17 protein-coding genes and 1 rRNA gene are annotated in these 19353 nt (G+C 74.1%); 12 read left to right on the top strand and 6 right to left on the bottom strand.

Features of this window, described 5'->3' with window-relative positions; translation table 11 throughout:
• Positions 1-106: 106 nt before the first annotated feature.
• Positions 107-223, top strand: a 5S ribosomal RNA gene (rrf, locus tag VT52_RS22615).
• 87 nt (positions 224-310) lie between these two features.
• Here the strand turns inward: rrf and VT52_RS38465 are convergent.
• A complete protein-coding gene (locus VT52_RS38465) occupies positions 311-1561 on the bottom strand; it encodes a hypothetical protein (RefSeq protein ID WP_206306587.1) in 1251 nt (416 codons plus the stop codon).
• Positions 1562-1582: 21 nt separating this feature from the next.
• Between VT52_RS38465 and VT52_RS38460 the strand changes: the two genes are divergently transcribed.
• Positions 1583-2413, top strand: coding sequence for a tetratricopeptide repeat protein (locus VT52_RS38460; RefSeq protein WP_053055586.1), 831 nt, complete (start codon positions 1583-1585; stop codon positions 2411-2413).
• An 89-nt stretch (positions 2414-2502) separates the two neighbouring features.
• On the opposite strand, the gene VT52_RS22600 is transcribed toward VT52_RS38460, so the two are convergent.
• Complete coding sequence (locus tag VT52_RS22600) at positions 2503-3786, bottom strand: DUF1015 domain-containing protein (protein WP_046424230.1); 1284 nt, start codon at positions 3784-3786, stop codon at positions 2503-2505.
• A gap of 69 nt (positions 3787-3855) precedes the next feature.
• On the opposite strand from VT52_RS22600, the gene VT52_RS22595 reads away from it, so the two are divergent.
• From VT52_RS22595 to VT52_RS22580, 4 genes are all read left to right on the top strand, one after another.
• On the top strand, positions 3856-4884 hold the full coding sequence (locus VT52_RS22595; protein WP_046424227.1) for an HAD-IIA family hydrolase: 1029 nt from the start codon (positions 3856-3858) through the stop codon (positions 4882-4884).
• Positions 4885-5003: 119 nt separating this feature from the next.
• A complete protein-coding gene (locus tag VT52_RS22590) occupies positions 5004-6047 on the top strand; it encodes a FecCD family ABC transporter permease (protein ID WP_046424226.1) in 1044 nt (347 codons plus the stop codon).
• On the top strand, positions 6044-7090 hold the full coding sequence (locus VT52_RS22585; protein WP_046424224.1) for a FecCD family ABC transporter permease: 1047 nt from the start codon (positions 6044-6046) through the stop codon (positions 7088-7090). Before VT52_RS22590 ends, VT52_RS22585 begins: the two co-directional genes overlap by 4 nt.
• Positions 7087-7929: an ABC transporter ATP-binding protein gene (locus tag VT52_RS22580; RefSeq protein ID WP_107481407.1), complete on the top strand. Its 843-nt coding sequence runs from the start codon at positions 7087-7089 to the stop codon at positions 7927-7929. The genes VT52_RS22585 and VT52_RS22580 overlap by 4 nt, the downstream gene beginning before the upstream one ends.
• Here the strand turns inward: VT52_RS22580 and VT52_RS22575 are convergent.
• The gene (locus VT52_RS22575; protein WP_046424220.1) at positions 7913-8260 is read right to left on the bottom strand and encodes a hypothetical protein; all 348 of its coding nucleotides are present in this window, start codon (positions 8258-8260) and stop codon (positions 7913-7915) included. The two genes, VT52_RS22580 and VT52_RS22575, sit on opposite strands and share 17 nt — an antisense overlap.
• A 42-nt stretch (positions 8261-8302) precedes the next feature.
• Between VT52_RS22575 and VT52_RS22570 the strand changes: the two genes are divergently transcribed.
• The 6 genes from VT52_RS22570 to VT52_RS22545 all read left to right on the top strand — a co-directional run bounded on the left by VT52_RS22570 (position 8303) and on the right by VT52_RS22545 (position 14319).
• Positions 8303-8629: a hypothetical protein gene (locus VT52_RS22570; RefSeq protein ID WP_046424219.1), complete on the top strand. Its 327-nt coding sequence runs from the start codon at positions 8303-8305 to the stop codon at positions 8627-8629.
• 7 nt (positions 8630-8636) lie between these two features.
• A complete protein-coding gene (locus VT52_RS22565) occupies positions 8637-9452 on the top strand; it encodes a TlyA family RNA methyltransferase (protein WP_046424217.1) in 816 nt (271 codons plus the stop codon).
• Positions 9449-10351 (top strand): NAD kinase, encoded by a 903-nt coding sequence (locus VT52_RS22560; protein ID WP_046424215.1) that lies wholly within the window; start codon positions 9449-9451, stop codon positions 10349-10351. Before VT52_RS22565 ends, VT52_RS22560 begins: the two co-directional genes overlap by 4 nt.
• 36 nt (positions 10352-10387) lie before the next feature.
• Positions 10388-12130: a DNA repair protein RecN gene (gene recN / locus VT52_RS22555; protein ID WP_046424213.1), complete on the top strand. Its 1743-nt coding sequence runs from the start codon at positions 10388-10390 to the stop codon at positions 12128-12130.
• A 35-nt stretch (positions 12131-12165) separates the two neighbouring features.
• Positions 12166-12912 (top strand): hypothetical protein, encoded by a 747-nt coding sequence (locus VT52_RS22550; RefSeq protein WP_046424211.1) that lies wholly within the window; start codon positions 12166-12168, stop codon positions 12910-12912.
• A gap of 270 nt (positions 12913-13182) precedes the next feature.
• The gene (locus VT52_RS22545) at positions 13183-14319 is read left to right on the top strand and encodes a glycosyltransferase family 4 protein (protein ID WP_046424209.1); all 1137 of its coding nucleotides are present in this window, start codon (positions 13183-13185) and stop codon (positions 14317-14319) included.
• Positions 14320-14356: 37 nt separating this feature from the next.
• Here VT52_RS22545 and VT52_RS22540 read toward each other — a convergent pair whose 3' ends face one another.
• From VT52_RS22540 to VT52_RS22530, 3 genes are all read right to left on the bottom strand, one after another.
• Entirely contained in the window at positions 14357-16012 is a 1656-nt protein-coding gene (locus tag VT52_RS22540) for a PucR family transcriptional regulator (RefSeq protein WP_046424205.1), read from the bottom strand.
• Positions 16013-16078: 66 nt separating this feature from the next.
• Positions 16079-17461 (bottom strand): FAD-binding oxidoreductase, encoded by a 1383-nt coding sequence (locus tag VT52_RS22535; RefSeq protein ID WP_046424203.1) that lies wholly within the window; start codon positions 17459-17461, stop codon positions 16079-16081.
• A gap of 55 nt (positions 17462-17516) precedes the next feature.
• Positions 17517-19319, bottom strand: a complete 1803-nt coding sequence (locus tag VT52_RS22530) for a glycoside hydrolase family 15 protein (protein ID WP_046424201.1) — start codon at positions 19317-19319, stop codon at positions 17517-17519.
• Between the last annotated feature and the right edge of the window lie 34 nt (positions 19320-19353).

Below are 19353 nucleotides of genomic sequence, written 5' to 3'. Positions count from 1 at the left end.
TCAGTTGCTCGCGTCCACTGTGTTAGTTCTGAGGCAACGAACAGTTGCCGGTAAGAGCTGAACGCATAACTACAAAGTGTGCTTGTTCGCTCGAAACCATTAGGGTTTCGGTGGTCATAGCGTAGGGGAAACGCCCGGTTACATATCGAACCCGGAAGCTAAGCCTTACAGCGCCGATGGTACTGCAGGGGGGACCCTGTGGGAGAGTAGGACGCCGCCGAACAATCTTTGGAGGACCCCTGGTCCCAGCGTTCAGCTGGGACCAGGGGTCCTTTTGTTTTTACAATGCTTGCGGTACCGAAGACAGGAGTCACCAATGTCCACCAACTCTCCCGACGACCGACCGGAGCGCGATCAGCGGCGACGGGACAGTGGGGACCGGGGCGATCGCGGTGGCTACCGCGGCGACCGTGGTGACCGCAGTGACCGTGGCGGCTACCGGCGCGACGACAACCGCGGTGACCGAGGCGGCTTCCGCCGTGACGACCGTCCGTCGTACGGGCGTCGTGACGATGACCGGGGTGGTGACCGTGGTGGGTTCCGTCGCGACGACCGTCGTGACGACAACCGTGGTGGTGGCTACGGCCGGCGTGACGACCGTCGTGACGACCGTCGTGACGACCGGCGTGAGGGTGATCGTTCCTCCCGTCCGGGTTTCCAGCGTGACGACCGTGACCGCGGTCCCCGTCGCGACGACCGCGGTGGACGCCCCGGCGGCTTCCGCCGTGACGACCGCCGGGACGACCGTCCCTCGTACGGGCGTCGTGACGATGACCGGGGTGGTGACCGTGGTGGGTTCCGTCGCGACGACCGTCGTGACGACAACCGTGGTGGCGGCTACGGCCGGCGTGACGACCGTCCGTCGTACGGGCGTCGTGACGATGACCGGGGTGGTGACCGTGGTGGGTTCCGTCGCGACGACCGTCGTGACGACAACCGTGGTGGTGGCTACGGCCGGCGCGATGACCGTCGTGACGACCGGCGTGAGGGTGATCGTTCCTCCCGTCCGGGTTTCCAGCGTGACGACCGTGACCGCGGTCCCCGTCGCGACGACCGCGGTGGACGCCCCGGCGGCTTCCGCCGTGACGACCGCCGGGACGACCGCCGGGACGACCGTCCCTCGTACCGTCGCGACGACGACCGTCCGTCGTACGGGCGTCGTGACGATGACCGGGGTGGTGACCGTGGTGGGTTCCGTCGCGACGACCGTCGTGACGACAACCGTGGTGGCGGCTACGGCCGGCGTGACGACCGTCCGTCGTACGGGCGTCGTGACGATGACCGGGGTGGTGACCGTGGTGGGTTCCGTCGCGACGACCGTCGTGACGACAACCGTGGTGGTGGCTACGGCCGGCGCGATGACCGTCGTGACGACCGGCGTGAGGGTGATCGTTCCTCCCGTCCGGGTTTCCAGCGTGACGACCGTGACCGCGGTCCCCGTCGCGACGACCGCGGTGGACGCCCCGGCGGCTTCCGTGGCCGGGACGGCCGGGGCGACGACCGCCGTGGCGGTGGCTACGGGCGCCGTGACGACCGGGACCGCGACCGGGACCGTCACCACGACCGTGAGCCGATCAAGCGGCTGCCGATCCCGGAGGACGTCACCGGCGACGAGATCGACAAGGACGTCCGGCAGGAGCTCCAGAGCCTGCCCAAGACGCTCGCCGAGGACGTCGCCCGCAACCTGGTGATGGTCGCGCGGCTCATCGACGAGGACCCCGAGGGTGCCTACGGCTACTCCAAGGTGGCCCTGCGCCTGGCGTCCCGCGTGGCCGCCGTGCGCGAGGCCGCCGGTTTCGCGGCGTACGCGAACCAGAAGTACAGCGAGGCCCTCGCCGAGTTCCGTGCCGCCCGCCGGATGACCGGCAGCGTGGAACTGTGGCCGGTGATGGCGGACTGTGAGCGCGGGCTCGGCCGGCCGGAGAAGGCGCTGGACATGGCCGGCGCCCCCGAGGTGCACAAGCTGGACAAGGCCGGCCAGGTCGAGATGCGGCTCGTCGCGGCCGGCGCCCGGCGTGACATGGACCAGCTGGACGCGGCCATCGTGACCCTCCAGAGCTCCGAGCTGGCCTCCAACTCCATCCAGCCGTGGACCGCACGCCTGCGTTACGCCTACGCCGACGCCCTGCTCGCGGCCGGTCGTGAGGGCGAGGCGCGGGAGTGGTTCGCGAAGGCCGTCGAGGCCGACCGGGACGGCAGCACCGACGCCTCCGACCGGCTCGCCGAGATGGACGGCGTGGAGTTCGTGGACGCCCTGGACGAGGGCGAGGGCGACTCCGCCACCGGTGCCGAAGCCACCGAGGCCGAAGCCACCGACGCCAAGGCCGCTGAAGCCGAGGCCGAGGTCGACGGCGACAGCGCCGACGAGGACCTGGTCGACGAAGAGGGCGGCGAAGAGCGCGACAAGGACTGACACCCGTCAGTCGTTGACCGCCAGTGAGTGATCAAGGGGGCGGGTTCCCGACGGAACCCGCCCCCTTTCGCATGCCCGGAGCCCCGGGATCAGATCTCCAGCGCCCGCAGCACCAGCCCCGACGCCGGCTTCGGCCCGAACGACGTCGACTTGCGCGGCATGGTCACGCCCTGGCGGGCCAGATCGCGTACGACCTCCTCGCGCACCGGGTGCATCAGCACGGCCGTGCCGCCGTCGCGTTCGGCCTTGGCCACGGTCGCGGCCGTGTCGTGGATGTAGGCGATGTGCGCCGGGGAGTCCTCGGGGATGTGCCAGACGTGTTCCAGCAGGGCGGCGTGCAGGACCGTGGCGTCCAGCGAGCGCCAGGCGGCCGGGCGGTCCGCCGGGACGGTGCGGGCGAGCAGCTCCGGGTCCGGGCGGTCCAGCAGATGGAACGCGCCGTCGCCGGCCAGCAGGAAGGCGTTGCCCGCGCAGGACGCGTCCGCCAGCGCCGCCAGGGCCTCGCCCAGCGGCACCTGGAGGTGCCGTACCTGGAACAGGCCCTCCACGGCGGCCAGCGCGTCCGCCACCGGCAGGCCGTGCAGCAGCCGGTGGATGGCGCGCACGCGCAGCGGATAGCGGGCCGTGTCGACCAGCAGGACCAGCCCGTAGTCCCAGGGGCCGGGCGCGGACTGCTCGTCGCGCAGCCGCAGATAGGTGGCCCAGCGGTGGTGGCCGTCGGCGATCAGGGCTTGCTGATGGGCCAGGTCGGACTGGATCCGGGCCACGTCGGACGCGTCCGTGATCGCCCACAGGCGGTGCCGGAAGCCGTCCTCGGTGGTCGTGGCCAGCAGCGGTGGCTTCTCCGCGGTGCGTTCGACGACCTCGGCCGCGGTGCCGTCGCCGCGGTAGGTCAGCAGCAGCGGTTCCAGATTGGCGCGGGTGGCGCGCATCAGGGCGGCGCGTTCGGCGACCACCGGCGGCATGACGCCCTCGTGGGGCAGCACCACGCCCTCGGCCGGCCCGGAGACCCGCAGCGTGCCGATGACGCCGCGCTGGAGCATGCCCTCGCCGTCGCTCTGCTCGTACACGTACAGGGCGGGTTCGGGGTCCGCGGCGAGGATGCCCTCGGCGAGCCAGCGGCGCAGCGTGTCGGCGGCCTGCTCGGTGCGTTCGCTGGGCGTGTGGGCCTCGGGGAGGATCAGCCGGACGATGTTGTGGGGGTCCGCCGACTGGAGATGGTGCACCCCGTCGGGCCGTACCACGACGTCGTACGGCGGAGAGGTGACGGAGGCCAGGCTGCCGACCCGGTCGGGGTCGTATCGAAGGCCGCGGAACGGGGTCAGTTCCAGGCCCCGGCGCGCCTTTGCTTCCGAGTGACCTGCAGTGTCCATCCCGGCATCGTATGTCAGTGGCATGCGGGATGATCGGGGGTAGGCGAGCCACAGAGGAGCGATGCGGATATGAGCGACGGCGTCAGGACCGGGCCCGGGAGCAGTGGGAGGCCTCTGAGTGAGGCGTACGACACGGCACTGCTCGACCTCGACGGGGTGGTGTACGCGGGTGGGCACGCGATCACGTACGCCGTCGGCTCCCTGGAGCGGGCCCGCGCGGGCGGGATGCACCTGGCGTACGTCACCAACAACGCGCTGCGCACGCCGGAGGTGGTCGCCGAGCACCTGACCGAGCTGGGGATACCGGCGGCCGCCGAGGACGTCATCACCTCGGCGCAGGCGGTGGCGCGGCTGATCGCGGAGCAGGTGCCGGCCGGGGCCCGGGTGCTGGTGATCGGCGGCGAGGGGCTGCGCGTGGCGCTGCGCGAGCGGGGGCTCGAACCGGTGGAGTCGGCGGACGACGACCCGGCCGCGGTGGTGCAGGGGTACGGCGGGCCCGAGCTGACCTGGAGCCGGTTCGCGGAGGCGTCGTACGCGGTGGCGCGCGGCGTGCCGTGGTTCGCCTCGAACACCGATCTGACCATCCCGAGCGGGCGCGGGATCGCGCCCGGCAACGGGGCGGCGGTGGAGGTCGTACGGATCGCGACGGGCAAGGAGCCGCAGGTGGCGGGCAAGCCGCTGCCGCCCATGCACCGGGAGACGGTCATCCGGACCGGCGCGCGGCGGCCGCTGGTGGTGGGGGACCGGCTGGACACCGACATCGAGGGCGCGTTCAACGGCGGCGTGGACTCGCTCCTGGTGCTGACCGGCGTCACCGACGGGGCCCTGCTGCTGGCCGCGACGCCGGAGCACCGCCCGACGTACGTGGACGCGGATCTGCGGGGGCTCCTCACCGGCCAGCCGGAAATCACCCGGGAGGGTGACGGTTTTGGATGCGGTGGGTGGACGGCGACGGCCGGGGAGACCCGGCTGGAGCTGGACGGCGACGGCGAGGCCCTCGACGGGCTGCGGGCGCTGTGCGCGGTGGCGTGGACGGCCGCCGGGAAGGGCTCCTGCGACCTGGACGGGGGCAAGGCGCTGGCGCGGCTCGGACTCTGAGCCGCTGTCATGGCGACGGCGGGTGGTTCGCCGCGGTTCCGCGCGGCTCTCCGTGACGTCGTGCGGCTTGCGGTACCCGAGGATCTCGACCGATGGCGAGGATAGGCTAACCTAACCTCGTGTTGGTCGACAGTCCTCCGGAACCGCGCGCGGCGACCGCCCTCGCGCCCCCGACCCGCCGGGCGGTGCGGCCCCTTGGGCTGCTGCTCTCCGTCGTGCTCCTGACGCTGGTCGCCGTGGCGAGCATCGCGATCGGGGCGAAGGCACTCACCCTGGCGCAGGTCTGGCACGGCCTGTTCCACGACTCGGGCACGTACGGCGACGTCGTGGTCGACCAGCGGCTCGCGCGCACCGTGCTCGGGCTGCTGGCCGGTGCCGCGCTCGGCCTGTCAGGCGCGGTGCTCCAGGCGCTCACCCGCAATCCGCTGGCCGACCCCGGCCTGCTCGGCATCAACGCCGGCGCCTCGGCGGCCGTCGTCACCGCCATCTCCTTCTTCGGCGTCACCAGCCTGAGCGGCTATGTGTGGTTCGCCTTCCTCGGCGCCGCGGCGGTGGGAGCACTGGTCTGGTTCCTCGGCGGCAGCCGGGGCGCCACCCCGGTCCGCCTCGCGCTCGCCGGCACGGCGATCAGCGCGGCCCTCTACGGCTATCTCCAGGCCGTGATGATCATGGACGACGCGGCGCTCGGCCGGATGCGCTTCTGGACGGTGGGTTCGCTCGCCTCGGCGAGCGGGTCCACCATCGCGCAGGTGCTGCCGTTCCTCGCGGCGGGCGGCCTGCTCGCGCTCGCGCTGGCCCGGCCGCTGAACGCCGTGACGATGGGAGACGACACGGCCCGCGCGCTCGGCGCCCAGCTGAACCGCACCCGCGCCCTGGCCATGCTGGCCGCCACCGTGCTGTGCGGCGCCGCGACCGCCGCCTGCGGCCCCATCGTCTTCGTCGGCCTGATGGTCCCGCACGCGGTGCGCTCCTTCACCGGCCCCGACCTGCGCTGGGTCCTGCCGTACGCCGCCGTCCTGTCGCCCGTGCTGCTGCTCGGCGCCGATGTCGTCGGCCGCGTCGTGGCCCGCCCCGCGGAGCTCCAGGTCGGCATCGTCACCGCGGTCGTCGGCGGCCCGGTCTTCATCCTGCTGGTACGACGACGGAGGACGGCCCAGCTGTGAGGACACACTCCAGGAGTCGTGCCGTACGCGTCCCCGGCGGGCTGTCGCTGCGCCTGGACCCGCGGGCGCTGGTCGTCGTCGCCCTGCTGCTGCTCGCCGCGCTCGCCGCCGGCGTCGCGCTGATCGGCACCGGCGACGCGCACATCCCCGCGGCCGACGTGCTGAAGGCGCTCGCCGGGAACGGCAACGCCTACCAGGACTTCATCGTCCGTGAACTGCGCCTGCCCCGCGTCCTCGTCGGGCTGCTGGTCGGTGCCTCGCTCGGGCTCGGGGGCGCCCTGTTCCAGTCCGTCTCCCGCAACCCGCTGGGCAGTCCGGACGTGCTGGGCCTGTCCCAGGGGGCGACGGCGGGGGCGCTGGTGGTGATCGTGCTGCTGTCCGGCGGCGCCGCCGAGGTCACCCTCGGCGCGCTGACCGGCGGTCTGGTGACCGGGCTCGCCATCTATCTGCTCGCCTGGAAGCAGGGCGTGCAGGGGTACCGGCTCGTCCTGGTCGGCATCGGCGTCAGCGCGGTCGTCACCGCCGTCAACGGCTATCTGCTCACCAAGGCCGACCTGGTCGACGCCGCCCGCGCGGTCGTCTGGATGACCGGCTCGCTCGACGGCCGCGACTGGGACCAGGTCTGGCCGCTGCTCGGGCTGTGCGCCGTCCTGCTGCCGCTGGTCCTCGCGTACGGCCGGGGCCTGCGGATGCTGGAGATGGGCGACGACACCGCGGGCGCCCTCGGGGTGCCGGTGCAGCGGGTGCGGCTGGTGCTGATGGTCAGCGCGGTGCTGCTCACCGCGGCCGCCACCGCCGCCGCCGGGCCCGTCGGCTTCGTCGCCCTCACCGCCCCCCAGCTCGCCCGTCGGCTCACCCGCTCGCCGGGCCCCAACCTGGTGGCCTCCCTCTGCATGGGCGCCGCCCTCCTCGTCACCGCCGACTGGGCCTCGCAGCGCGTCTTCGGTGCGGGGCGGCTGCCCGTCGGCGTGGTCACCGGCGTCCTCGGCGGCGGCTATCTGCTGTGGCTGCTGGTCACCGAGCGCCGGGCGGGCCGGATATGAGCGCCCCCGACTTCTCAAGGAGCACCGTGAACCGCCTGTCCGCCGAGCACGTCACCCTCGCCTACGACCAGCGGGTCATCGCCGAGCAGTTGTCGGTGGAGATCCCCGACCACTCCTTCACGGTGATCGTCGGGCCGAACGCGTGCGGCAAGTCGACGCTGCTGCGAGCCCTGTCCCGGATGCTGAAGCCCAGCCGGGGCGAGGTCCTCCTCGACGGGCGGGACATCCGGTCGCTGCCCGCCAAGCAGGTCGCCCGCACCCTCGGCCTGCTCCCGCAGTCGGCCGTCGCGCCGGAGGGCATCACCGTCGCCGACCTGGTGGGCCGGGGCCGCTATCCGCACCAGGGCCTGCTGCGCCAGTGGTCCGCCGAGGACGAGCGGGTGGTCCAGGAGTCCATGCGGCAGACCGGGGTCGCGGAGCTGGCCGAGCGGTACGTGGACGAACTCTCCGGCGGGCAGCGGCAGCGGGTGTGGATCGCCATGGCGCTCGCCCAGCAGACCCCGCTGCTGCTCCTGGACGAGCCGACCACCTACCTCGACATCCAGCACCAGATCGACGTCCTCGACCTGTGCGCCGAACTGCACGAGACCCAGGGCCGCACCCTGGTCGCCGTCCTGCACGACCTCAACCACGCGGCCCGCTACGCCACTCATCTGATCGCCCTGCGCGGTGGCGAGGTGATCGCCGAGGGCGCGCCCGAGGACATCGTCACGGCCGCCCTGGTGGAGCGGGTGTTCGGGCTGAAGTGCCAGGTCGTCGAGGACCCGGAGACAGGGACCCCGCTGGTCGTGCCGGCCGCGCGCAAGGCGCGCGTTCAGCGGGTCACAGCAGCTTCCTGAGCCGGAACAGATCGAGCAGGCCCGCCTCCAGCCGCACCCGGCCCTTGCCCCAGGCGGTCGCGAAGTGCAGCCCGCCGTCCACCAGGGCCAGCAGGTCGTCACCGGCCATCGCCAGCCTGATCTGCGCCCGCTCGCGCGGGGGGCCGGGCAGGGTCTCGTCCACTTCCAGGCTGCCCCGGGTCATCCGGCCCGCGAAGGTGACGTCCAGGTCGGTGATGTGGCAGCTCACCGAGCGCTCCAGCGCGGCGGCGTCACGCACGTCGCCCTCGGCGCCCCCCATGTTGTCCGAAAGCTTTCGCAGCGCGGTGCGGCACTCCTCGATCGTGGCCATCGCCACCGACGGTACCCCAGCGGTTCGATGTAGCGTCTGGGCATGAGCGAGTCCGTGTCCGAGGCCGAGATCGCCGAGATCGCCGGGAGCGCCGAGCGGGCCGAGCCCCCGGCCGAGCCCCATCCGGCGCCCGAACCCGCGTACGACCCCGCGGCCCCGGCCCTCCTGAACCTCCCGCGCACCCCCACCGGCGACGCCGGGGTGGACGCCCGGCTGGCGCGCCTGGCCGATGCCGACCACCTCGCCACCGACGGACATGTCGAGGTGTACGAGGATGTACACAGGGGGCTGCGCGACGCGCTGACCGCGCTCGACGGCCGCCCGGGACCTCCGGTCCCCTCACCGTCGTACGAACGAAGCAGGAGCTGAACCGAACGTGGCAGGAGTCGCACGCCGTCGTCTGGACGCGGAGCTGGTCCGCCGGAAGCTCGCGCGCTCGCGTGAGCACGCCAGCCAGCTGATCGCCGCCGGGCGGGTCACCGTCGGCAAGGCCGTGGCGACCAAGCCGGCCACACAGGTGGAGACCGCCGCCGCCATCGTGGTCCAGGCCGACGACAGCGACCCCGACTACGTCTCCCGGGGCGGTCACAAGCTCGCCGGCGCGCTCGCCGCCTTCGTGCCGCGGGGCCTGGTGGTCGAGGGCCGGCGCGCCCTGGACGCCGGCGCGTCAACCGGCGGCTTCACCGATGTCCTGCTGCGCGCGGGCGCCGCCCATGTGGTGGCCGTGGACGTCGGCTACGGGCAGCTCGCCTGGTCCTTGCGCAGTGATGCCCGGGTCATCGTCAAGGACCGTACGAACGTAAGGGAGTTGACGCTCGACGCGATCGACGGGGAACCTGTGGATCTCGTCGTGGGCGATCTGTCCTTCATCCCGCTCGGGCTGGTGCTGCCCGCCCTGAAGCGGTGCGTGAAGGAGGACGCCGACCTCGTGATGATGGTCAAACCGCAGTTCGAGGTGGGCAAGGAACGACTCGGCAGCGGGGGTGTCGTACGGAATCCGCAGCTGCGGGCGGAGGCCGTGCGCGGGGTGGCCGAGAAGGCCTGGGAGCTGGGGCTCGGGGTGCGGGGCGTCACCGCGAGTCCGCTGCCGGGACCCTCGGGCAACGTCGAGTACTTCCTGTGGCTGCGGTCCGGCGCCCCCCGCCTGGACCCGGCCGACGTCGATCGTGCAGTGGCGGAGGGGCCGCGTTGACACAGAATCTGGCGCGTACTGTTTTCCTGCTTGCCCACACCGGGCGGCCGGCGGCGATCCGCAGTGCGGAACTCGTCGTCAAGGGCCTGCTCAGGCATGGCATCGGTGTGCGGGTGCTGGAGGAGGAGGCGTGCGACCTGCCGCTCCCCGACGAGGTGGAGCTGGTGGGCGAGGCGACCCCGGCGTGTCTCGACGGCTGCGAACTGCTGATCGTGCTCGGCGGCGACGGGACGCTGCTGCGGGGCGCGGAGTTCGCCCGTGCCTCGGGGGTGCCGATGCTCGGCGTCAACCTGGGGCGCGTGGGATTCCTCGCGGAGGCGGAACGCGACGACCTCGATCGGGTGGTCGACCGGGTGGTGGCGCGGTCGTACGAGGTCGAGGAGCGGATGACCGTCGACGTGGTGGTGCACCGCAACGGGGACGTCGTGCACACCGACTGGGCGCTCAACGAGGCGGCCGTGCAGAAGGCCGGCGCGGAGAAGCTGCTGGAGGTCGTGCTGGAGATCGACGGGCGGCCGGTGACGGGGTTCGGCTGCGACGGGGTGGTGCTGTCCACGCCGACCGGGTCCACGGCGTACGCGTTCTCCGCCGGGGGGCCGGTGGTGTGGCCCGAGGTGGAGGCGCTGCTGATGGTGCCGATCAGCGCGCACGCGCTGTTCGCGAAGCCGCTGGTGACGTCGCCGGAGTCGGTGCTCGCGGTGGAGGTGCTGCCGCACGTCCCGCCGGGGGTGCTGTGGTGCGACGGGCGGCGGACGATCGAGCTGCCGCCGGGCGCGCGGGTGGAGGTGCGGCGCGGGGCGGTGCCGGTGCGGCTGGCGCGGCTGCACCATTCCTCGTTCACCGACAGGCTGGTGGCGAAGTTCGCCTTGCCGACCACGGGGTGGCGGGGCGCCCACTAGGGCCGGGGCATGTGCGCTCGCCGCCCGAGACCTCGTATGGTCTGTTCCGTGTTGGAGGAGATGCGGATACGGTCGCTCGGGGTCATCGACGATGCCGTCGTCGAGTTGTCACCGGGGTTCACCGCGGTCACCGGTGAGACGGGTGCGGGCAAGACCATGGTGGTCACCAGCCTGGGGTTGCTGCTCGGGGGGCGGGCCGACCCGGCGCTCGTGCGGCTGGGGGCCCAGAAGGCGGTCGTGGAGGGGCGGATCGCCGTGCCCGCGGGCGCCGCCGCCGCCGTACGCGCCGAGGAGGCCGGGGCCGAGCTGGACGACGGTGCCCTGCTGATCAGCCGTACCGTCTCCGCCGAAGGCCGGTCGCGGGCCCATCTGGGCGGGCGCAGCGTGCCCGTGGGACTGCTCGCCGAGCTGGCCGACGAGCTGGTGGCCGTGCACGGGCAGACCGACCAGCAGGGGCTGCTGAAGCTGTCCCGGCAGCGCGGCGCCCTCGACCGGTACGCGGGCGACGCGGTCGCGGTGCCGCTGGCCAAGTACGGCGAGGCCTACCGCCGGCTGCGGGCCGTCGCCGGCGAGCTGGACGAGATCACGACGCGGGCACGGGAGCGGGCGCAGGAGGCCGACATGCTCCGCTACGGCCTCGACGAGATCGCCGCCGTGGAGCCGCGGCCCGGTGAGGACGCGGAACTGGCCGAGGAGGCCGAGCGGCTCGGGCACGCGGAGGCGCTGTCGTCCGCCGCGACGGCCGCGCACGCGGCCCTCGCGGGCAACCCCGAGGACCCCGAGAGCATCGACGCCCAGGCCCTCGTGGCGGGCGCCCACCGGGCCCTGGAGGCCGTGCGCGCCCACGATCCGGCGCTGGCCGCGCTCGCCGAGCGGATCGGGGAGGTCGGCATCCTGCTCGGCGACGTGGCCGGTGAGCTGGCGGGATACGCCGGCGACCTGGACGCCGACCCGCTGCGGCTCGCCGCGGTCGAGGAGCGCCGGGCCGCCCTGACCGCCCTGACCCGAAAGTACGGCGACGACGTGAACGCCGTGCTCGCGTGGGCCGAGCGGAGCGCCGCCCGGCTGACCGAGCTGGACGGCGACGACGAGCGGATCGGCGAGCTGGCCGCCGAACGGGACGCTCTGAGCGCCGAACTGGGCGGTCTGGCCCAGACGCTGAGCGACGCCCGGACCGAGGCCGCCGAGCGGTTCGCCGCCGCGGTGACCGCCGAACTCGCCTCGCTCGCCATGCCGCACGCCCGTGTCTCCTTCGACATCCGCCGGACCGAGGACCCCGAGGGCGTCGAGGTCGGCGGGCGCACGGTCGCCTACGGCCCCTCGGGCGTGGACGAGGTCGAGCTGCTGCTCGCCCCGCACCCGGGCGCCCCGCCGCGGCCCATCGCCAAGGGCGCGTCCGGCGGTGAGCTGTCCCGGGTGATGCTCGCGGTGGAGGTCGTCTTCGCGGGCACGGACCCGGTGCCGACCTACCTGTTCGACGAGGTCGACGCGGGGGTCGGCGGCAAGGCGGCGGTCGAGATCGGCCGACGCCTGGCCAAGCTCGCCCGGAGCGCCCAGGTCGTCGTCGTCACCCACCTGCCGCAGGTCGCGGCCTTCGCCGACCGGCAGCTGCTGGTCGAGAAGACCAACGACGGCTCCGTGACCCGCTCCGGCGTCAAGGTCCTGGAGGGCGAGGACCGCATCCGCGAACTCTCCCGCATGCTGGCGGGTCAGGAGGACTCGGAGGCGGCCCGCGCCCACGCGGAGGAACTGCTGGCGACGGCACGGGCGGACCAGTAGGCGGACTCGGGGTCAGGCGGACTTAGGGTGTCGGGATGACCGGTACTCGCAGGTCCCGCTCGTTCCTGCTGTCCGCCGCGCTCACCCGGGCCGGCTTGGTGGCGCTGCGCGCCAAGGCGCCCGGAGGGGCCGCGCGCTGGGCACGGAAGAACCACGCGGGGCGCACCGTCATGCTGTACGCCGGGCCCGCCGCGGCGTACGGCACGGCGCTCGCGGCCGCGCGGGTGCACCCCGGGGCCGGGCTCGCCGTGCTGGCGGCGGGGGCGTGCGGGGCGTACGACGACGCGGCGGGCGACCACCGCCGCGGTTTCCGGGAACACCTCGGCGCCCTGCGCGGCGGCGAGGTCACCAGCGGGGCCGTCAAGTTGTTCGGGATCTCCGGGGCCGCTCTCGTCGCGGGCGCGCTGCTGAGGGAACGGCCGCTGGACAGGCTCCTCGCGGGAGTCGTCGTCGCGGGGGCCGCGCACTGCGTGAACCTGGTCGACGTACGGCCCGGACGCGCGCTCGGCGCGGTGCTCGCGCTGGGCGCCCCGGGGCTGCTGCGCGGCGGGCGCGGCGGGGAACTGGCGGCCGTCGCCATGGGCGGCGCCGCGGCGGTGCTGCGCGAGGACATCGGCGAGCGGACGATGCTCGGGGACACGGGGGCGCACGCGCTCGGCGCCGCGCTGGGGGCGGCCGTGGTGGCGGGCAACGGGCGCGCGGGACTGCTCGCGCACGCCGTCGCCTTTGTGGCGGCCGCTGTGAACGGAGACCGGGTCACCGGGTGGGCGCGCTCGCTGTGACCGCCTGACCTCGGGGGACACGAGGAGGGGCGGGTCAGCCCGGGACCGGCCACATTCACCCGTGTGGGTGATGTGCTCCGGCGCATTGCCCCGGCCCGCCGCCCCGTGCGCCCGCCCGGTATTGCCCCGACGGCCCTGCCTGCTGGCATGCTGGGCGAGGGCACCGACCGCTCGGTAGGCGCGCGGGGCGGATCCCATCGCCCCCGTGCGCCCGCTACTTTCTGTACGTTGCCTCGTGACCGCCCCACGCCGAACCAGGAGCCCGGCCTCGTGAGCCCCCTGATCAGCAACGCACCGCACGGCCGGCCGCCGCTGCGCACCGTGCAGGTGCTGGGCGGAGGCGACGCCGGCGGGAGCGCGCACGTGCGCTCCCTGACCGCGGGGCTGGTCGCCCGGGGCGTGCGGGTCACGGTGTGCGCCCCCGTGGAGGCCGACCGTACCTACGACTTCGCGGGGACCGGCGCCGGCCACATCCATGTGGCGCGCAGCAGCGACCCCGCCTCGGTGGCCGCGCTCCGGGCGGCCTGCACGGACGCCGACGTGGTGCACGCGCACGGTCTGCACGCCTCCTTCCGGGCCGTGCTCGCGCTCGGCGGGCGCACCACCCCGCTGGTCGTCACCTGGCACAACCGGACGTACGCCGAGGGCGCGCGGGCCCATCTGCTGCGCCTGCTGGAGCGACGTGTGGCCCGCTCCGCCACCGTGGTCCTCGGCACCAGTCCGGATCTCGTCGACCGCGCCCGCAGGACCGGCGCCCGGGACGCCCGGCTCGCCGCCGTGACACTGCCCGGCCGCACCCGTCCGGCCCCCGCGCCCGACGACCCCGACCGGCTGCGGCCCAAGGCCCGCGCCGAACTCGGTGCCACCGGACGCCCGTTGCTCCTCGCCGCGGCGCCCCTCGACCGGCACCGCGGCCACGAGACCCTGCTGGACGCGGCCCGCGCCTGGCGGGACCTCGACCCCGCGCCGCTGGTCGCCGTCGCGGGGGAGGGCCCGCTGCGGCCGCTGCTCCAGCGGCGCATCGAGGCCGAGCGGCTCCCGGTACGGCTGCTCGGCCACCGCGAGGACCTGCCCGAACTGCTCGGCGCCGCCGATCTGGCCCTGCTGACCAGCCGCTGGGAGTCCCGCTCGGCCCTCGCCCAGGAGGCGCTGTACGCGGGCGTCCCCCTGGTCGCCACCCGGGTCGGCGGCATCCCCGACCTGGTGGGCGACGCCGCCGAACTCGTGCCGTACGGCGATCCGTCGGCCCTCGCCGAGACCGTCGGACGGCTGCTCGCCGACCCGGCGCGGCGCGAGCTGCTGCGCGAGAAGGCGGCGCGGCAGGCCGCCGGCTGGCCGAGCGAGGACGAGACGGTCGCCCAAGTCCTCAGCGTCTACGACGAGTTGACCCAGCCCCTGATTCTCTGACCGCGCGCGGCCGGGGCGCCGGCCGCCTCGCGGGTCACTACGGCTGGGGCGCGTGCCGCCGGGCCCGCAGGGCGAGGCTCAGCGCCAGGACGGTCTGCGGGTCGTCGAGGTCGGTGCCCAGCAACTCGCCGATGCGGGCGAGGCGGTTGTACAGCGTCTGCCGGTTCAGATGCAGTTCGCGGGCGGTCTCCGCCTTGCGGCCCGCATGCGCGAGATACGTCTCCAGGGTGGGCAGCAGCGGCGGCTTGGAACGCCGGTCGTGGTCGCGCAGCGGGCCGATCGCCCGGTCCACGAAGGCCGCGAGGTCCGGGTGGTCGCGCAGCCGCCACAGCAGCAGGTCGATGTCGAGGCGGCGGGCGTCGTACCAGGGGCGGTCGGTCAGGCCCTGCGCGGCCGTCGCGGTCTCCGCCGCGTGCCGCAGTCCCGCCGAGGCCGCCGCCCAGCCGCCCGCCACACCGACGACCACCACCGGCGGGGGAGTGCCGGGCCGCCGCATCCCGGCGCGCTCGACCCCCGTCCGCAGCGCCGCCGCCACCCGGTCCGCGACCGCCGCGCGCTCCGACTCCGAGCGCAGCCCGAGCAGCACCAGCACCCGGCCCTCCACCGGCCGTACGCCCAGCAGCACCGGCACGCCCACCGCGGCCAGCTCCTCGGAGACCGCGCGGGCGAGCACCGCCCAGCCTCCCCCGGCCGGGGAGAGGGGGTCGCCCACCCGCATCACCACCGGCAGCAGCGGGCTGCCGCCGGGCTTGAAGCCGAGGACCCGGGCCTGGGCGGGCGCGTCCTCCGCGCGGACCCGGCCCTCGGCGAGATCGGTGAGGAAGTCGCCGCGCCCGCGCGCCGCCAGCTCCTCCTCCTGCCGGGCCTGCATCAGCACCACGGCCAGGACGCCCGCGGCCCGCTCCGCGGCGATCCGGTGCACCGGCGACAGCGGCGAACGCACCGGCAGCAGCACCAGCCGGGCGCGCACCGAACCCGCCGTACCGGGACCGCCGCCGGGGACGTCGACCAGCACCGAACCGGCGGGCGGCGGCGCGTTCTTGTGCGGGCCGCGCAGCCCCTCCCACACCTGGAGCGGATCCGCGCCCTCGGGCCCCTCGCCGGCCGCGTACAGCAGCCGGCCGTCGGCGGTCTCCAGGAACACCGGATTGCCGCTGAAACCGGCCAGGATGCCCAGCACCTGCGGCACCCCGCCCCCTCCCAGCAGCGCCTCGGTGCAGCGCCGGTGCACCTCCTCGGCCCGCTGGAGCAGCGCGTAGTGGCCGTTGACGATCTCGGTGTGGATCTCCTCGGTGACCGTCACGAACGGCACCTCGCGATGCAGCTGCACCAGCGGCAGACCGGCCGCGCGCGCGGTGTCCACCAGCGCGGCCGGCAGCCGGCTGAAGCGCGGGCCCAGCTCCACCACCAGCGCGGCGATCCCGCGCTCGGCCAGTGTGCGTACGAACGCCCGCTGCTCGGCCGGCCGGGTGCCCAGGCCGTAGCCCGTGGTGAGCAGCAGCTCGCCGCCCTTGAGCAGCGAGGCGATGTTCGGCACCTCGCCCGCGTGCACCCATCGCACGGTGCGGCTGAGCCGGTCCGCGCCCGCGACGATCTCCGGCAGCCCGCTGCGCAGTCCGGGCAGCTCCAGGGCCCGCTGAACGGTGATGCCCGCGCCGTGGGTGTCGGGTCTGCTGTCCGTAGCGCTGTCCATGAAGCGGACGCTACCTGCGAAGACGCCAGGAGAACATCTTCTGGCCGGACCCGTTCGGGGTCCGGGCTACACCGGCCTGATGTTGTGGTTGAACCGGAAGACGTTGTCGGGGTCGTGGCGCCGCTTCACCTTCTCCAGACGCAGCGTGTTCCCCTCGCCCAGGCCCGCCCGGACCCGCTCGGGGCCCTCGTCGCCGATGAAGTTCAGGTACACGGCCCCCGTGCTCCAGGGCCGGACGGCCGCCCGCACCTCTCGCACCCAGCCGGTACACCGCTCGTCGTCGGCCGGGTCCGCCCAGACGCCGGACGGGTGCACGGCCCAGGGCGCGTCCCGGTAGGACACCGGGTACGTGTGCGGACCCGCCGCGACCGCCCCGCCCTGCGGGAGCAGCGCGTGCCGGGTGGGGGTGGGGACCGGCATGCCGTCGCCGAGGGCGCAGTAGACGTCCACCGCGGCGTCCGGCAGCTCGCCGAGGTACTCCGCCGACCAGTGGTTGCGCAGCCCCGCCGGGGTGTCCAGCATGCACTGCGCGTCGGCGTACGGCACCGGGCCGAGGAGCCGCGCCTCGTGCGGCGGTGCCAGCAGCGGTCCGGCCAGCTCGCGCAGCTCCTGCGCGCCGCCCGCGTAGGTCAGCAGGGCGAGGCACAGCCGCCGGCCCACCAGAGGGGGCGGCACGAAGTCCGCGGGAGGTCCGGTGACGTACAGCACCGCGCCGCCCAGCGCGTCGGGACCGGTGCGCAGGATCTCCCGGAAGGCGCGCACCACCCGCGGTCCCTGCTCCGGCAGGAAGAGCAGCAACGCCACGCAGAACAGCGGGAGTTCGTGCAGTTCCAGGGTGAGCGCGGTGGCGACGCCGAAGTTCCCGCCCCCGCCGTGCAGGGCCCAGAACAGCTCGGGGTTCTCGTCGGCGCTCGCGTGCGTCCGCTCGGCGTCCGCGGTCACCAGCTCCACGCCGAGCAGGTTGTCCACGGCCAGCCCGAACGCGCGGTCCAGCCAGCCGGTGCCGCCGCCGAGGACGAACCCGCCGACCCCCATGGTGGAGGCCCGGCCCCCGGTCGTCGCCAGGGCGTACGGCTGCGTCGCCCGGTCCAGGTCGCTCATCGTGGCCCCGCCCTGCACGCGCACCGCCTGCGCGGCCGGGTCGACCGTGACCTCGCGCATCCGGCGCAGATCCACCACGAGCGCGCCGTCCCCGAGCGCCGCGCCGGCGACGCCGTGCCCGCCCCCGCGCACCGCGACCGGCAGATCCAGCTCCCGCGCGAAGCGCACCGCGCGCACGACATCGGCCGCGTGCGCGCACCGCGCGATCACGGCCGGGCGCCGGTCGATCATCGCGTTGAAGACGGCACGGGCGGCGTCGTACCCGGGGTCGCCGGGCGCGAACACATCGCCGGCGAGGTCCTCACGCAGCGCGGCCAGGGCCGCCCGTGCCTTCGAGGGGGAAGCCATGGAGGGGCGCCCCCTTCCGGGAAGGGGGGATACGTGCGCCTCCAGCCTAGGGCGGCTAACCCCCGTACGCCCCCGAAGCCGTCAGGCGCAGGGCCGTGTCGATCAGCGGCACATGGCTGAACGCCTGCGGGAAGTTGCCCACCTGGCGCTGCCGACGCGGGTCCCATTCCTCCGCGAGCAGTCCGAGGTCGTTGCGCAGCGCGAGCAGCTTCTCGAACAGCTTGCGGGCCTCGTCGACGCGGCCGATCATCGCGAGGTCGTCGGCCATCCAGAACGAGCAGGCGAGGAACGCGCCCTCGTCGCCCGGCAGACCGTCGACGCCCTCGGACTGGCCCTCCGTGGGGTAGCGCAGGATGAAGCCGTCGGAGGTGGACAGCTCGCGCTGGATCGCCTCGATGGTGCCGATCACGCGCTTGTCGTCCGGGGGCAGGAAGCCCATCTGCGGGATCAGCAGCAGGGAGGCGTCCAGCTCCTGGGAGCCGTAGGACTGGGTGAAGGTGTTGCGCTCCTTGTCGTAGCCCTTCTCGCACACGTCCCGGTGGATGTCGTCGCGCAGCTCGCGCCAGCGCTCCAGCGGGCCGTCCGCGTCGCCGGACTCGATCAGCTTGATGGTGCGGTCCACCGCGACCCAGGCCATCACCTTGGAGTGCACGAAGTGCCGGCGCGGTCCGCGCACCTCCCAGATGCCCTCGTCCGGCTCCTGCCAGTGGTCCTCCAGGTACCGGATCAGCTTCAGCTGGAGCAGCGACGCGTAGTCGTTGCGGGCCAGGCCGGTCATGTGGGCCAGGTGCAGGGCCTCGGTGACCTCGCCGTACACGTCGAGCTGGAGCTGGTGGGCCGCGCCGTTGCCGACCCGGACCGGGGCCGAGTCCTCGTAGCCCGGCAGCCAGTCCAGCTCGGCCTCGCCCAGCTCGCGCTCTCCCGCGATGCCGTACATGATCTGGAGGTTCTCCGGGTCGCCCGCGACCGCGCGCAGCAGCCACTCGCGCCAGGCGCGGGCCTCCTCGCGGTAGCCGGTCCGCAGCAGCGAGGACAGGGTGATCGCGGCGTCGCGCAGCCAGGTGTAGCGGTAGTCCCAGTTGCGCACGCCCCCGATGTCCTCGGGCAGGGAGGTGGTGGGGGCCGCGACGATACCGCCGGTGGGCGCGTACGTCAGCGCCTTCAGGGTGATCAGCGAGCGGATCACGGCCTCGCGGTACGGCCCGTGGTACGTGCACTGCTCGACCCACTCGCGCCAGAAGCTCTCGGTCGCCTCCAGCGACTGCTCCGGCTCCGGCAGGGCGGGCGGCCGCTTGTGCGAGGGCTCCCAGGAGATCGTGAACGCGATCCGGTCACCCGGGGCGACCGTGAAGTCGGCGTAGGTGGTCAGGGACTTCCCGTAGGTCTCGGCCTCGGTGTCGAACCACACCGAGTCGGGTCCGGCGACGGCGACCGTGCGGCCCTCGTGCTTGTGCACCCAGGGCACGACCCGGCCGTAGGAGAAGCGCATCCGCAGCGCCGAGCGCATCGGCACCCGGCCGGTGACGCCCTCCACGATCCGGATCAGCTGGGGCGCGCCGTCACGCGGGGGCATGAAATCGGTCACGCGGACCGTGCCGCGCGGGGTGTCCCACTCCGATTCCAGGATCAGCGAGTCGCCCCGGTAGCTCCGGCGGGTGGCCGCGGGCGGCTGGACGTCGGCCGCGTGCGCCGGGCCGAGCCGCCAGAAGCCGTGCTCCTCGGTGCCCAGCAGGCCGGCGAAGATGGCATGCGAGTCGAAGCGGGGCAGGCACAGCCAGTCCACCGTGCCGTCCCGGCAGACCAGTGCGGCGGTCTGCATGTCTCCGATGAGTGCGTAGTCTTCGATGCGCCCGGCCACGTGCAACTCCAGTCGAACGGCCACGTCACACCCC

Source organism: Streptomyces malaysiense, from assembly GCF_000980885.2.
Classification (GTDB): domain Bacteria; phylum Actinomycetota; class Actinomycetes; order Streptomycetales; family Streptomycetaceae; genus Streptomyces; species Streptomyces malaysiense.
Note: the sequence above shows the minus strand (reverse complement) of the source record. Positions and strands in the feature narration are given on the sequence as shown.